15 protein-coding genes are annotated in these 14,296 nt (G+C 59.4%); 5 read left to right on the top strand and 10 right to left on the bottom strand.

The window, feature by feature from the left end; all coding sequences use genetic code 11:
• The first annotated feature begins 39 nt into the window (after nt 1-39).
• Both DQ405_RS09680 and DQ405_RS09675 read left to right on the top strand, forming a co-directional pair.
• Nucleotides 40-816, top strand: coding sequence for a class II glutamine amidotransferase (locus DQ405_RS09680; protein ID WP_168424016.1), 777 nt, complete (start codon nt 40-42; stop codon nt 814-816).
• Complete coding sequence (locus DQ405_RS09675) at nt 816-1,355, top strand: DUF2937 family protein (RefSeq protein ID WP_168424015.1); 540 nt, start codon at nt 816-818, stop codon at nt 1,353-1,355. Before DQ405_RS09680 ends, DQ405_RS09675 begins: the two co-directional genes overlap by 1 nt.
• Here the strand turns inward: DQ405_RS09675 and DQ405_RS09670 are convergent.
• The 5 genes from DQ405_RS09670 to DQ405_RS09650 form a co-directional block, all read right to left on the bottom strand.
• Nucleotides 1,330-1,860 (bottom strand): hypothetical protein, encoded by a 531-nt coding sequence (locus DQ405_RS09670; protein WP_168424014.1) that lies wholly within the window; start codon nt 1,858-1,860, stop codon nt 1,330-1,332. The genes DQ405_RS09675 and DQ405_RS09670 overlap by 26 nt on opposite strands.
• 32 nt (nt 1,861-1,892) lie before the next feature.
• The gene (locus tag DQ405_RS09665; RefSeq protein ID WP_168424013.1) at nt 1,893-3,071 is read right to left on the bottom strand and encodes a vWA domain-containing protein; all 1,179 of its coding nucleotides are present in this window, start codon (nt 3,069-3,071) and stop codon (nt 1,893-1,895) included.
• A gap of 48 nt (nt 3,072-3,119) precedes the next feature.
• Nucleotides 3,120-3,518, bottom strand: coding sequence for a GFA family protein (locus DQ405_RS09660; protein WP_168424012.1), 399 nt, complete (start codon nt 3,516-3,518; stop codon nt 3,120-3,122).
• Nucleotides 3,519-3,570: 52 nt separating this feature from the next.
• Nucleotides 3,571-4,416 (bottom strand): AAA family ATPase, encoded by an 846-nt coding sequence (locus DQ405_RS09655; RefSeq protein WP_168424011.1) that lies wholly within the window; start codon nt 4,414-4,416, stop codon nt 3,571-3,573.
• A gap of 141 nt (nt 4,417-4,557) precedes the next feature.
• Nucleotides 4,558-5,631 carry a DUF748 domain-containing protein gene (locus DQ405_RS09650; RefSeq protein ID WP_168424010.1) on the bottom strand — a complete coding sequence of 358 codons (1,074 nt, stop codon included), beginning with the start codon at nt 5,629-5,631 and terminating at the stop codon, nt 4,558-4,560.
• Nucleotides 5,632-5,776: 145 nt separating this feature from the next.
• On the opposite strand from DQ405_RS09650, the gene cysK reads away from it, so the two are divergent.
• Nucleotides 5,777-6,751: a cysteine synthase A gene (gene cysK / locus DQ405_RS09645; RefSeq protein ID WP_168424009.1), complete on the top strand. Its 975-nt coding sequence runs from the start codon at nt 5,777-5,779 to the stop codon at nt 6,749-6,751.
• 177 nt (nt 6,752-6,928) lie between these two features.
• On the opposite strand, the gene DQ405_RS09640 is transcribed toward cysK, so the two are convergent.
• Complete coding sequence (locus DQ405_RS09640) at nt 6,929-8,230, bottom strand: NTP/NDP exchange transporter (RefSeq protein WP_168424008.1); 1,302 nt, start codon at nt 8,228-8,230, stop codon at nt 6,929-6,931.
• 55 nt (nt 8,231-8,285) lie between these two features.
• Nucleotides 8,286-9,341, bottom strand: a complete 1,056-nt coding sequence (locus DQ405_RS09635) for an oxidoreductase (RefSeq protein ID WP_168424007.1) — start codon at nt 9,339-9,341, stop codon at nt 8,286-8,288.
• A 161-nt stretch (nt 9,342-9,502) separates the two neighbouring features.
• Between DQ405_RS09635 and DQ405_RS09630 the strand changes: the two genes are divergently transcribed.
• Nucleotides 9,503-10,402 (top strand): LysR family transcriptional regulator, encoded by a 900-nt coding sequence (locus DQ405_RS09630; RefSeq protein WP_168424006.1) that lies wholly within the window; start codon nt 9,503-9,505, stop codon nt 10,400-10,402.
• Between the two features lie 73 nt (nt 10,403-10,475).
• Here the strand turns inward: DQ405_RS09630 and DQ405_RS09625 are convergent, their stop codons facing one another.
• The 3 genes from DQ405_RS09625 to DQ405_RS09615 all read right to left on the bottom strand — a co-directional run bounded on the left by DQ405_RS09625 (nt 10,476) and on the right by DQ405_RS09615 (nt 13,301).
• Nucleotides 10,476-10,919, bottom strand: a complete 444-nt coding sequence (locus DQ405_RS09625; RefSeq protein ID WP_168424005.1) for a DUF421 domain-containing protein — start codon at nt 10,917-10,919, stop codon at nt 10,476-10,478.
• 9 nt (nt 10,920-10,928) lie between these two features.
• Nucleotides 10,929-11,438 (bottom strand): hypothetical protein, encoded by a 510-nt coding sequence (locus DQ405_RS09620; RefSeq protein ID WP_168424004.1) that lies wholly within the window; start codon nt 11,436-11,438, stop codon nt 10,929-10,931.
• A gap of 387 nt (nt 11,439-11,825) precedes the next feature.
• Complete coding sequence (locus DQ405_RS09615) at nt 11,826-13,301, bottom strand: FAD-dependent oxidoreductase (RefSeq protein WP_168424003.1); 1,476 nt, start codon at nt 13,299-13,301, stop codon at nt 11,826-11,828.
• Nucleotides 13,302-13,612: 311 nt separating this feature from the next.
• On the opposite strand from DQ405_RS09615, the gene grxB reads away from it, so the two are divergent.
• Nucleotides 13,613-14,257, top strand: a complete 645-nt coding sequence (gene grxB, locus DQ405_RS09610) for a glutaredoxin 2 (RefSeq protein ID WP_168424002.1) — start codon at nt 13,613-13,615, stop codon at nt 14,255-14,257.
• Nucleotides 14,258-14,296: the final 39 nt, after the last annotated feature.

Below are 14,296 nucleotides of genomic sequence, written 5' to 3'. Positions count from 1 at the left end.
GCAGACAGGCATGGGCAAGACGTAACGGGAGACACCTGCATGTGTGAACTGCTCGGCATGAGCGCCAACGTACCGACCGACATCCATTTCAGTTTTACCGGTCTGATGCAGCGCGGCGGGCGTACCGGGCCGCACAAGGATGGCTGGGGTATCGCGTTCTATGAAGGCCGCGGTTTACGCTTGTTTCAGGACCCCGTGGCCAGCTGCGACTCGGAAGTGGCGAAGATGGTCCAGCACTATCTGATCAAGAGCGAGGTGGTGATCGGCCATATCCGCCACGCCAACGTCGGTAAGGTCGCCCTGGTCAATACTCATCCTTTTGTACGTGAGCTGTGGGGGCAACATTGGTGCTTCGCCCACAACGGCCAGCTCACTGATTTCGACCCCGCACGGGGTTTCTATCAGCCGGTTGGGGATACAGACAGTGAAGCGTCGTTCTGCGACCTGCTTAACCGGGTGCGCACCGATTTTCCTGAGCGCGTCGCGGCCGAAGATCTCCTGCCGCGTCTGCTCGAAGCCTGCGCCGATTATCGTGCCAAGGGCGTATTCAATTGCCTGCTGAGCAACGGAGAGTGGTTGTTCAGTTTCTGCACCACCAAGCTCGCGCAAATCACGCGTCGCGCGCCCTTCGGGCCAGCCCAGCTGAAGGATGCAGAATTGACCGTGGATTTCACCGCTGAAACCACGCCGAATGACGTCGTCACCGTGCTGGCGACCGAACCGTTGACTGACAACGAGCAATGGGATGTTCATCAGCCGGGCGAGTGGACGCTCTGGCGGCTGGGCGAATGCGTTGCGCGCGGGCAGGTGCAGTGATGATCCGGAGCTATCTGCGGTTGACCCTGTTTGCCCTTGGCTTGTTGGTCGGGATTCAGGTGCCGGCCTTCATCGAGGCATACGAGCGGCACGTCGAGGCGCGCCGGATCGAGGCGCAGCAGGGCCTGCTGGGTTTTCAGGACACGGCAGGACGCTTCTTCGAGGGCAACCTGAACGCGTTGGTGGAGCATTATCGTGCCAGCGACGACCCGGTCATCCAGAGCGATGCGCGCAGCGTTGCTGCGCTTGTGGAGCGCGCGCGTTTGTTGGATAGGGAATGGCGGATCATGCAAGGGCCTTGGTTTGCCCAGGCCTGGCATGTATTGATCGGCGCTGATCGGGACTTGCGGCGCCAGGTCTGGAACAGCTATCGCTTCCAGGTTCTGCTGGCGCCTGAAGCGATTGCCTGGGGGCTTTGCTCTGCGTTGCTGCTGGCCTGGGTGATTGAGAGTATCTATCTGCTGTTGCGCCGGGCATTTTTTCCGGAGCGTCATCGACGCCGGCGGCGTACCGCTAAGCCGCTTCCGCCTGCGAAATAGTCGAACTCATCTGGCGTTGGGCTGATGATTGGCCAGAGCGATATGCCCATTCGCCCAAGATAAGCTGAAGGGCAGGTATGCAGAACGTCAAAGGTATCAACCAGCTGAGTTCGGTGCCCTTTATGATCGTAAGGGTACCGCCTCCGGTGAGCCCATCGGACAGACCGGACACCTGATACAGCACGCCAAGCACGGCGGCCCATACCGTCACAGTCTCTATCGCCAGCCAGCCACTGAACGCGACGTTGGCCAGTCTGAGGCGAGGGCGGCGAGTTGGCCTGATTGTCGCGGCTAGCCACCAGAGCAGCATTAGAGTAGACACGATCAGTTTTGCCGTGTTGATGAGTCGTTGATGTTCAAGTAGCCAGTTGGTGAATGCTGATGCCCTGACGGCGGTGTTTTGCGTGGCGGCCTCGCCTGACAGCTCGACCGTTAGTAACAGATCTCCTGCTGCGATGAATGCCGTCAACGCTACAACGGCGCACAGCGCCCATCGATTTCTCATCCCCGCGCATCCTTGCAGTCGTTAGGAACGGCTTATTTCGACAGAAACTTCATGCCTTCCTCAAGCCCGTTGAGCGTCAGCGGATACATACGATCCTCAACGAGATCACGGATGATGCCGGTCGATGCGGTATACCCCCAGGTGTCCTTGGGGTAGGGATTGATCCAAATGAGCTTCTTGTATTTCTCCATGAAGCGCTGCATCCAGACGTAGCCCGCTTCCTCGTTCCAGTGCTCGACACTGCCACCGGGCTGAGTCACTTCGTAGGGCGCCATGGCGGCATCGCCCACGAACACCACTTTGTAATCGGCGCCATACTTGTGCAGCAGATCGAGCGTAGAGGTGCGCTCGGAGGTACGGCGGAAGTTGTTCTTCCAGACCGATTCGTAGATGAAGTTGTGGAAGTAGAAGTACTCCAGGTGCTTGAACTCGGTCTTGCAGGCGGAGAACAACTCCTCGCAAACCTTCACATGGGCGTCCATCGAGCCGCCGATGTCGAACAGGATCAGCAGCTTCACGGCGTTACGCCGCTCCGGGCGCATCTGGATGTTGAGCAGTCCGCCGTCGCGGGCGGTGTGGTCGATGGTGCCATCGAGGTCCAGCTCGTCCTGCGCGCCCTGGCGAGCGAACTTGCGCAGGCGGCGCAGGGCTACCTTGATGTTGCGGGTGCCGAGCTCAACCTGATCGTCGAGGTTCTTATACTCGCGCTGATCCCAGACCTTCACTGCTTTGCCCTGACGCTTGCCGGCGTCACCGATGCGGATGCCCTCCGGGTTGTAACCGCCCGAACCGAAGGGGCTGGTGCCGCCGGTACCGATCCACTTATTGCCCCCGGCGTGCTTTTTCTTCTGCTCCTCCAGGCGCTTCTTGAACTCCTCGATCAGCTTATCCAGCCCGCCGAGTGATTCAATCTTGGCGCGCTCTTCATCGCTCAGCGAACGTTCGAACTCCTTGCGCAGCCATTCCTCTGGAATCAGCGCCTCTATGTGCTGATCGAGATTTTCCAGCCCCTTGAAGTAGGCGCCGAAAGCACGGTCGAACTTGTCGAAATGGCGCTCATCCTTGACCAGGATGGCCCTCGACAAATAATAGAACTCGTCCATATCGGCAAAAATCACGTTGTGTTTCAACGCGTTGATCAGATCGAGCAGCTCGCGTACCGACACCGGTACCTTGGCGGCACGCATCTCATTGAACAGGCCAAGCAGCATGGCAGAACCTCGGGTATACCGTCGTAACGGCACCTTGCGTTTGATGGGTCAGAGGTCTTCGTCGTGTTCCGCGAGCCCGTCGCTGATCTCGTACCAGTCCGCCTTGGAGCCGACGAAGATATGCTCCTGGGGCGGGACCGGCAGCGAGGAGTCGAGCGTGCCGGCCGCAACGCCGAGTTCATGCTCACGATTATCGACGAATTGCAGGTTGGATCCGCAGCGAATGCAGAACGTACGCGTCACATGTTCGGAGGAGTGGAAGACCCCCAACTGATCCTTGCCAGACAGGAAGTGGAACGCTTCCAACGGCACGCTTGCGTAGGTCGCAAATGCAGCGCCATGTGCCTTGCGACACATCTTGCAGTGGCAGTGGGTCAGCTCGTTGATCGGTGCGTCGATGCGGTACCGCACGACACCGCAGAGGCAACTACCGGTATGCGTTTGCATGGCTCTTCCTCCAGTAAGTGAGGCGGCCGGCTCCGCTTGGAACCGCCGTCGTTCAGCGGCTGGCGCGACGACTCATGAACGCCAGGCGCTCAAGTAATTGCACGTCCTGTTCGTTTTTCACCAGAGCGCCGGCCAGTGGCGGAATCGCTCGGGTCGGATCGCGCTCGCGTAGCACGGCTTCGCCGATGTTGTCGGCCATCAGCAACTTCAGCCAGTCGACCAGTTCGCTGGTGGATGGCTTCTTCTTCAGCCCCGGTACCTTGCGGACATCGAAGAACACGTCGAGGGCCTCGGCGACCAGATCCCTTTTGATATTCGGGTAGTGCACATCGACGATCCTCTGCAGCGTTTCGCGATCGGGGAACGCGATGTAATGGAAGAAGCATCGGCGCAGGAAGGCGTCGGGCAGCTCCTTTTCGTTGTTCGAGGTAATGATGATGATCGGCCGCTGTATGGCCTTGATGGTTTCATTGGTCTCGTAGACGTAGAACTCCATCTTGTCGAGTTCTTGCAACAGGTCGTTGGGAAACTCGATGTCGGCCTTATCAATTTCGTCGATCAGTAGAATGACCCGCTGTTCGGCCTCGAAGGCTTCCCACAACTTGCCCTTCTTGATGTAGTTGCGCACATCGTGCACCCGATCGGAATCCAGCTGCGAATCGCGCAGACGGCTCACGGCATCGTATTCGTACAAGCCCTGATGCGCCTTGGTGGTGGATTTGACGTGCCAGGTGATCAGCTTCGCACCGAAGGACTCAGCCAGTTGCTCGGCGAGCATGGTTTTGCCGGTGCCCGGCTCACCCTTCACCAGCAGCGGACGCTCCAGCGTAATGGCAGCGTTAACCGCCAGTTTCAAGTCATCGGTGGCGACGTAAGACTGGGTGCCTTCAAACTTCATCGGGGTTTCCTTGATCGGGCCTGGCACGCAGGCGCTTCATGTTTTGGTTAGACGATCGACTATAAGGGATGGGCTCCTCAGTGTGAACGCGAGCGGATCATTCAGTCACTGAATGGGCGCGGACATTTTGCCTGTTCCCGTTTATTCATCGTCTTCGCTCAATGAACGCTCGAAGCGGGCCGAGAACGCCTCGACGAAGGCATTTCGCAGGATCGCGATGAATGTTTGAAAGGGGCTGACATCGGCATTCTTCGTGCTGCCGGAGAGCTCCACCCGCGTCGCGAACTGATCCTTGCTCTGATTCTGCAGAACTTCCTCACCGCCACCGACCACTGCTTCCCAGATGCCACGGAAGAACCCCTTGTCTTCGTTTTCAACGTCCTGCTCGAAATTGAAAACGTCGACGTTGTGCAACAGAGGCTTGATATAGCCCGACAGCTCGCTGTCGTTGGCCTCGACCTCCATGACCAGATCGCCGGTGCCGCCTGCAAAATCGAAATTGCCGTAGGCGTTGCTGAAGTCGTTCAGCTTCGTCAGATCCACGCCGGTCACGCGCAGGTTCACTTCAAAATCTTCCCAATTGGTATAGGGATCGAAGTTCGCGGTGGCTTCCATCGGGGCGTGGTTGAGAAACTTGGCGGTGCCTTCGAATGTGGCGACGCGGCCCTGTCCATCGGCCGTGTTGGTCAGGTTGTAAAGGCTTGCGTTGATCGCATTGGCGTAGAGATGTACCTGCGGATCGGACTCGAAGTTGCGAAACGACAGTTGACCGTCGACCACGCGGAGTTCGTTCAGGGTAAAGGGCGTCAGCTCTTCCAGCCGCTCACGCCAATCGACACCTTCGCCGGTCTGCGAGTCGCCGGTGTCCTCGCCATCGACGAAATTCAGCTGTGGCTGTTCCAGCGTCACCTCGCCGACCAAAGCTTGCTCTTCCCAAAGAGCGCGCCAGCTCAAGCCGATATCGATCGTGGGTGCGGTGAACAGCGGTGCCTGGACTTCTTCGTTCTTCTTTTCGATGAGTACGCCGTCGGCTCGGTAAGCGCCACGCCACCAGGCCAGATCAACATCATCGACATGACCTCGGTATTCGCCCATGTCTGCCAGCTTATCGTTCAGATAATTGAGCACCAGGTAAGGTAGGGCGAGGTGAACGATCAGCAGTAGCAGGGCGATTGACAGCAGTATCCAAAACGGAATCCGGTAGCGTTTCTTCATGATGGGCCTGGTCTGGTCGAGGGAGTCATCGCTGAATGGCTTACCTCTGGGTGGACCCCCACACGCATCGGTGAGTTCGGCTGGACGAGTCATCAGACTGGGCATAGGCTCATCAGTCCGTTTTTCCAATTGCAGGGACACTGTCATGAGTCGCATCTTCGCTGACAATGCGCAGGCCATCGGGAATACCCCGTTGGTCATGATCAATCGGCTGGGCCCGAAGGGCGTCACCATCATGGCCAAAATCGAAGGCCGCAACCCGGCACACTCAGTGAAATGCCGGATCGGCGCCGCGATGATCTGGGATGCCGAGAAAAATGGCCTTCTCAAACCGGGCATGACCATCATTGAGCCGACGTCGGGGAATACCGGCATTGGCCTGGCTTTCGTCGCGGCGGCACGTGGTTACAAGCTGATGCTGACCATGCCGGCGTCCATGAGCCTGGAGCGACGCAAGGTACTGAAGGCGCTCGGAGCGGAGCTGGTGCTTACGGAACCGGCAAAAGGCATGAAGGGCGCCATCGAGAAAGCGGCAGAAATCGCTGCGTCGGACCCAGAGCTTTATTACCTGCCACAGCAGTTCGAAAACCCATCCAACCCGGCGATCCACGAGAAGACCACCGGGATGGAGATCTGGAACGACACCGAAGGCAACATCGACGTGCTGGTCTCCGGCGTCGGTACAGGCGGCACCATCACCGGTGTGTCGCGCTACATCAAAAACACCAAGGGCAAGAAGATACTCAGCGTGGCGGTCGAACCGATCAGTTCGCCTGTGATCAGCCAGACGCTCGCTGGGGAGGAAGTCAAACCCAGCCCACACAAGATTCAGGGCATCGGTGCTGGCTTTGTGCCGAAGAACCTAGATCTGTCCATGGTCGATCAGGTCGAACAGGTGAGCGACGAGGAGTCCAAGGCCATGGCGCTGCGCCTGATGCGCGAAGAAGGCATCCTCTGTGGCATCTCTTGCGGCGCGGCCATGGCTGCGGCGGTGCGCATGGCTGAACGTCCTGAAATGCAAGGTAAGAATATCGTGGTGATCCTCCCTGACTCCGGCGAGCGTTATCTGTCCACCATGCTGTTCGCCGATATGTTCGGTGAGCAGGAACTGCAACAGTGATTCTCGCTGCGCCGGCCTGCTTTTGCGGCGCCGGCGCAGTGTCTGATTCCTCGGTGTTCTGTTTGCCACGCGGTTCCGTAGCGCCTGCGCCACCGGCTAGTCCCTCCTGCCGCTTTACGAACCGGCGCACATAGCGACGCTTGACGAGCGATCGAATAGGCGTTGGTACCGTCACCCTCAATCGGCAGTCATCGGCTGCGCCTGCTTGTCTGCCTGATTGCCGAGACGCCACCCGAGATAACCCCACAGCATCGCGCAGATGGCGCCGACCACCGCCACGAGCCCCGTGCCCTGGCCAAGCATGTCCAGCGCGCTCTTGACCCAGCCGCTCATGGCATCGCCGGCGCGATAGACGACGGTATCAATGAAGTTCTTGGCCTTGTACTTGCTCTCGGCGTCGAGGGGCGCGAACAGCATTTCCCGGCCCGGTCTGACGAAGGCGTACTCACCGATACGTCGCACGATCATCAGGGCTGCGAGCATGGCGAAGCTGGGCGCCAGGGCAAGTCCGAGAAAGCCGATGCTCACGATCAAGGGCACGATCATCAGGAGCATGCGGACCCCCAGCTTCTGCGCGACGCGCCCCGCGATGAATACTTGCGACAGCAAGGCGCCGGCCTGGACGATCAGATCTATGGTGCCGAACACGCGGATCTGTGCGTTGCGGTCCGGAAACAGCTCGGCCACCAGGCGCGCCTGCTCGAAATAGAGGAACGTATTGGCGGTTGCCAGCAGTACGACGAAACCGGCGATACCCATCAGATAGGGTGACTGCAAAACCCGGGTCATGCCGCTAAAAGGGTTGCCGGGTAACGGCCTGCGCGTGCTTTCAGCTGGCGCCGCGCCCGGGCGACCGGCTCCGCCTACCTCACGCCAGCGCATCAGCAGGAATTTGAGTGCGAGCGCTACCCCGAGCAGCAGACTGGCGAGCAGCATGAGTCCCGCTTCGCCCAGGCTGGCAACCAAGAGCGCGCTGAGCGCCGGTCCCACCAGTCCGCCAACGCTTGCTCCGGCGGCAATGAAGGCGAACAGGCGTTTGGCCTGATGCGCATCGAACACGTCCGCCATCAGGCTCCAGGCAACTGACACGACGAACAGGTTGTAGACCGATATCCAGACAAAGAAGACCCGGGCCATCCAGGCGTTGTCTCCGTGATGCTGGAACAGAACGCTGAATATCAGCAGGTTCACGCTGAAGAAACCGAACACCCAGTCGATGAAATGCAGACGCGGTACTCGAGAACTGAGCCAGGCGAACAGCGGTACCGCGACGAGCATGGCGACGAAGGTGGCGGTGAACAGCCATTGCAGGTTGTCTACGCCCGCCGCGACGCCCATCGACTCGCGGATGGGGCGCAGCATGAAGTACCCGGCGAACAGGCAGAAAAACAATAGAAAACCAGACAGTGCGGCGTGCAGTTCATGGTCTTCTGCATTGATTGCGACACTCAGGCGATGTGAGACGGATACCGTGCTCATGGAGCAGCTCCTGCAAGGCGAAGGGCGGCGGGACGGGAAATAGATTCTTGCGTGTTCAGGGGTAGGCCACGCCAGTGAGACGTTCGGACAGTTGCCATAGCTTGTCAGCGTCTGCACGCGTCGTGGCGGTCTCAGGCGTTTGGGCAAAGCCCAGCGGTCCGCGCTTTTCTTCCTCACCGGTTGGACCGTAATAGGCGCCACCTATCGCCTCTGGCGCGGTCGCGGCATACAGCGTGGAGAGTGCACCTTGAGCGGCGGAGTGGTACTCGTCCCGATCCTCTGCCCACCTCATGCCAAACTGGCTGTCCAGCCCCGGGCCGCGTTCGACCAGTTCGGTAACGGCAACGCCCGGATGCGCCGCAATACTGCGGACACCCCAGCCGGATGCTTCGCTGCGCCGTTGCAACTCGAATGCCCACTGGAGTACGGCCAGCTTGGATTGCGCATAAGTGGCGTAGGGGTTGTATGTCTGTTCGGCCTGCAGGTCGTTGAAGTTTATCGTGCCGCGGCTGGCGGCGATACTCGACAGGCTGATGACGCGACCATCATCGCTCTCGCGCAACAATGGCATCAGCAGTCCGGTCAGCGCGAAGTGCCCGAGATAGTTGGTCGCCAGCTGCAACTCGTAGCCATCGGCAGAGATCTTGCGTTGCGGCGGTGCCATGATGGCGGCGTTGTTGATCAGCACATCCAGCCGCGCCAGGCGCTCGTTGAGGCGCGTAGCCAGGTTGCGTACCGAGGCCAGGTTGGCCAGATCCACCGCTTCGAATCGTACGTCCGCATCCGGTACTTGTTGGCGTATCCGCTCGATCGTCTGCTGTCCTCGCTCGGCGTTGCGGGCCGCAATGATGACCTCAGCGCCGGCACGGGAAAGGGCGAGGGCGTCCTCGTAACCCATGCCGCTGGTGCCGCCGGTAATCAGGACGATACGGCCTTCCTGCGATGGCATGTCGCTGACCGTCCAGTCCGGCTTCGGCGGCACGCGATTAGCGGCTTCGGTTGTAAAAGCGGCTGCTAGCGCAACACTGGCGAACACGGACCTGGTTATCTTCATAAGATGGCGGGCGCGGCTGATGCCACTCGGTTCAGGCGTGGTTGTTCTTCCCCACATAATTGCGTCCTCATCGTCGTTCAACGGGAATGACCATGGCTCTGGCTGAGCGGGTGGTCGACGCGGGCAGTATCACCGTCCGAGAACGCCGTGATAATCGGGGTGTCTGTGGACGGGCTGTGCGGTGAGTCGTACAGTTGGGCGCGGCCAGGAGAAACCCGATGCGTCAACCCAATCTGACTGATGTTGCGCTTTTCGCCGCGGTGGTCGAGGCGGGAGGCTTTCGTTCCGCTGCGCAGAAACGCGGCATGTCGGCGTCTTCGCTGAGCGATTGCATGCGCCGCCTGGAACGCGATGTAGGCCTTCGCCTGCTCAATCGCACCACTCGCAGCGTCACGCCAACCAGTGCTGGGGCGCGTTTGCTCGAACGTCTGCGCCCGGCGCTTGAGGAAATCAGTGCTGCATTCAACGATCTTGATGATGAAGCCCAGCGTCCGGTTGGTACATTGAAGCTGAACGTGCCCGTACCGGTGGCACGTTACGTTCTGCCTGACATGCTGAGCCGCTTCCTCGCGCTCTATCCCGGCGTTAACGTCGAGGTGGTCATGGAGAACACGTTCATTGATGTCATCGGGGCCGGTTATGACGCGGGGGTGCGCTACGAGGAGAGTCTGGCCAAGGACATGATTGCTGTCCCCATCGGACCTAGGCGACAGCGCTTCGTCGCGGCTGCAGCGCCAGCTTACTTGAAGGCTCACGGCACGCCTCAGCATCCCGATCAGCTGACCGACCATCAGCTGATCGGTCATCGTTTCGAGAACGGCAAGATTGGCATTTTTGAATTTGAGAACGACGGCCGAATCCTGCGGGTTCCACCTCGGGGACAGCTAGTGACGTCTTCACATGACCTCAGGATCAGCTCCGCCATCAAGGGGCTTGGCATCGTTTATATCTTCGAAGACTTCCTCCGCGAGCCGCTTGAGGATGGTCGGCTGAGCCCTATCCTTCAGCAGTGGTGGCAATCCTTCGACGGACCCTATTTGTATTACCACGGGCGTCGTCATATGCCGTCACCGCTCAGGGCCTTCGTCGATTTCGTTAAATCCGAGGCGCAGCAGTAAAGCCAGCTTGCATTGGTAACGGGACTGGCTGATACGGTTCTCGGCCGGGCGTACGACGGGGCGCCAGAAAGAGTTACCCGTTTGGAATGATTGAAATCTTCCCGTCCTTTTCCAGAATGGCGAACTTGATCTGGTCAAGCCGCTCCAGGCCCTGCGAATTCCGTGCAGCTTCCAGAATATCGCTTTCATCTATCCGAGCCTTCTTGGCTCGATAACCCAGCATCTGGCCATGTTCGACGATTATGATTGGCTCGCCATCAATGATTTTGGCGAACCATAGCGACCTGCGTTTGGTTAGGGACAAGGCGATATCAAACCCTACCAGCGATACGATAACAATGGCTGCGTTGGTAACTGAAAAGTCGTCACCTAGCAGCGCCTGTTGTGTTGCCTCACCAATGATAAGAAGTAACACGAAATCAAAGGTGGTCAGGTCCGAGAGTGTTCTTCTACCCGCTATTCGAAAAACAATCAAAACTATTAAGTAGATCGCGGCGGCGCGGAGTACAGAGTCCATGGCAGCACCTTATGGGTAGATGAACTGAGTAAATGCAATGTGCTCTCCATCAGCATGTACCGCGCTTTCGGTTAAACCCAGCCCGCTCGGACGCAAGCTGAAATAAGCCGTGGTTCGGCCTTCAGGACCTGATTGAAATCTCAGTCGAAGTCCACGACCGAAGCTTTCTGAGCTGATCGGCTCAGGTTGTATGCTTTCAATGGTGAAACTCTCAAGCATGTCGCCATCCAGCGTCAGCCATACTTGCCCATCCTTACCGGCCCGGGTATTGATCTTTATTTCCGTGGATGCGCCGTGTCGCTCGAAACGTTGGTATTGGACTTGTATATCTCCGGCTGCAGTTTGCGCGATAACTCTGCTTAAGGGGCCGGTGCTAAACACGCCCGTAAATGTGATCAGTATTATTCCAATCAATATGGTCCAGCCGATCCGCTCTGTTTTCCACATTCTTGACTGCAGCACCATATCTTCTTGGATGGGATAGTTTCGGCTGCTGAGCTCATCTGTTCTAGAAGACATCCGAGGCCCCCTGACGATCGTTGAAGGACGGTAATCAGTAGAGATGGCAAGCGAAGCATAAGTTCGCCGGTCATCCCGGTGGACTTGTACGCTGTGGTTATGGGCTTTTTAGCTTAGTAAAAGAGAAAGGACTTGCTTGCTTGAGAGTTAAACTGCTATTTCGAAACGGTTTAACTGCGGGGCAGCCTTGCCTTCCGATCCGGTGCACCAATTGGAAAATTCTTTAAAAATTTTTGCGGCGTGAACGGCAAAAACACAGGCGCCGCGAACGCCCGTTGGCATGTCGATGCGAACGTATGTCGGCGTTGCGGCTGGCTGATGACTACAGCGCCGGGGAGCTGGAGGAGCGCCGGCGATAATCCGCTGATCCGAATGGGTTCTCCGTGATCAAAGCGGCCTGGCTGGTAGCGGCTGGCGAGCGGGGCCATGGATGACTTCGCCATTTGCCTCGAATATCGAACCGTGGCACGGGCAGTCCCAGGTGCGGTCGGCGTTGTTCCAGGTCACGGTGCAGCCCATGTGTGTGCAGGCCGCGGCGACGCCGTGCAGCATGCCGGAGTCGTCTCGCCACACCGCAATCTTCTCATCGCCACGGGTGATAACGCCGCCCTCGCCGTGACCGATGGTTTCCGTTCCTTCTACCAGGGACTGGCTGTCGCCGCTCTGGTTGTAGTCGTCCGGGGCCGGTCGTTTGAGATCGAAGAGGTCCTTCCATGGCCGGCGACCGGTAATAATCTGACGAGCGATGCCCAGCCCGGCGGCGGTGCCGTTGCTGATTCCCCAGGCGTTGAAGCCGGTGGCGACGAAGAGTCCTGGCGATTGCTCCGGATCCGGCTCGCCGACGTAGGCCATGCGATCAGCGGTGTCGTAATCCTCGTTGCACCAGCGCCATACCGCTTCGCCGACCGGAAGATTGCTCCGTGCCCACTGTTCCAGGTCAACGAAGCGTCGCGCTACGTCGCCGTCCTGGCCGGTGTTGAAACGCGGGCCGAGCACAACCAGCAGCGGGCCTTCAGCATCGCGACCCATACGTATCGAATGGGTGGGCTCTTCGATCCCGATGAACATCCCCTCAAGATGCGCGTTCTCTTGCTGACGGAAGGCCATCGCTACGTGGCAGCGCGGCTGGGTAGGGCCGACGAGATCGACCGGCGTCTGGACCGGCATGTGTGTGGCGAGAATCACCTGGTCGGCATCGACGCTTCCACCCTCGAAGCCGACCTGCCAACGGCCATTGTGCTCGAAGCTCTGCGCGCGGGTCCGTTGGTGGATGCGTCCACCGCGCGCCTGTACCACACCGGCCAGCCCTACCAGGTAGCGGGTCGGATTGAATTGCGCCTGGTCCGGAAACTCCAGGGCGCAGGCGGTCTGGAAGGGTAGCGGCGCTTGCTCCAATACCCGCGCGGCGAAGCCGAGACAGCGCGCTGCTTCGGCTTCCTGCTCGATGGCCGTTCGCGATTGCGACGAGCAGGCGTAGGCAAAGGCGGACTGACGCTGATAGTCGCAATCGATCTGGTGGGTTTCGACCCAATCACGAATCCGCTGCACGGCTTCACGATTGGCATCGGCATAGCATTGCGCCAACTCCTGGCCGAAGGTGTCGATCAGGTGCCGGTAGATGAGTGCGTGCTGGGTCGTGACTTTTGCCGTAGAACGTCCGGTGACCTGCCTGCCAATTTCCCGTGCCTCCAGCACCATGACGGACTTGCCTGCTTCGCACAGAGCCATGGCGGCGCTCAGTCCGACGATGCCGGCGCCGACCACTACGACGTCACTTTCGGCGTGCCCGGTCAGGCGGGGAAAGTCGCTGCGTGGCGCGTTAGCGTTCCAGCAGCAATCGGGGGTGGCGGAGAGCGCGGGCATGGTAGGTCCTCGTTGGCTGAATCCGTCTGCAGTAGAACGACCTTGCTCGGCCAGGTTCCGACCACTAGGCGGGAGGGCTGCCGAGGGCAGGCGTTTGCCTGCACTGTCGCATGCGCCTGCGTGATGTCGCGCTCACTGGCGGGGCAGGGGCTTTCGTGGGGCCGCGCCCGAGAAGCGGCGGTGGGCCGGCACCAAGGTACTGCTGCGTTTCGCCACGGCGTTGTTGGCCCTCTCGTCGGTTCCAGGGCGAACGACAAAACCGGGACCGATTATTCCGGTCATTCCCTTTGAACCCCATGCGGATTTGACCGATGAAGCTCTATTACTACGAACACTGTCCCTTCAGCGCCCGGGTGCGCATGGCATTGAACCTGAAGGGGATCGAAGTCGACGGTGTGGTGCTGCCGGCCGACGACGAGCAGACCATCACTCAACTGATCGGTAAGCACCAGATACCGGTGCTCGTGCGTGATGACGGCACGCCAATGGCCGACAGCATGGATATCGTCAGATACCTTGATGGGCTCGACGGCCAACCCATTATTCAGGAGCCGGACACTGCCGCGTTAAAACAGTGGCTCGAGCCCTTTGTGCCTAACCTGCAGTATCTCGGTTATCCGCGCTGGACGCAGATCGGTCTGGAGGAGTTTGCCAGCCCCTCGGCCTACGAGCATTTTCGCAAGAAGAAAACCGAAACCATCGGCGACTTCGACGCGGCCTTGGCGAATACCGAGGCCAAGGCGCGCGAGGTCGATGCACAGCTGGGGCGGCTGCAGGAGATCGTCGACCTGACGCCGCCGCATCAACAACCGCGCTGGGATGACATCACACTGTTTCCCATGCTGCGCAGCTTGAGCGTGGTGAAGGCCGTCGAGTGGCCTGAGGACGTGCGCGCCTACACCGTGACCCAGGCGCGGTGGTGCGGACTGGACACCTTTTTCGATCGCGCGCTCTGAACGCTTCGAACCCTCAAGCCGCTACGAACCTGAGCACCG

Source organism: Pseudomonas sp. SST3, assembly GCF_003325755.1.
The sequence above is the reverse complement of the archived record's forward strand: the minus strand, read 5'-3'. Positions and strand labels throughout refer to the sequence as shown.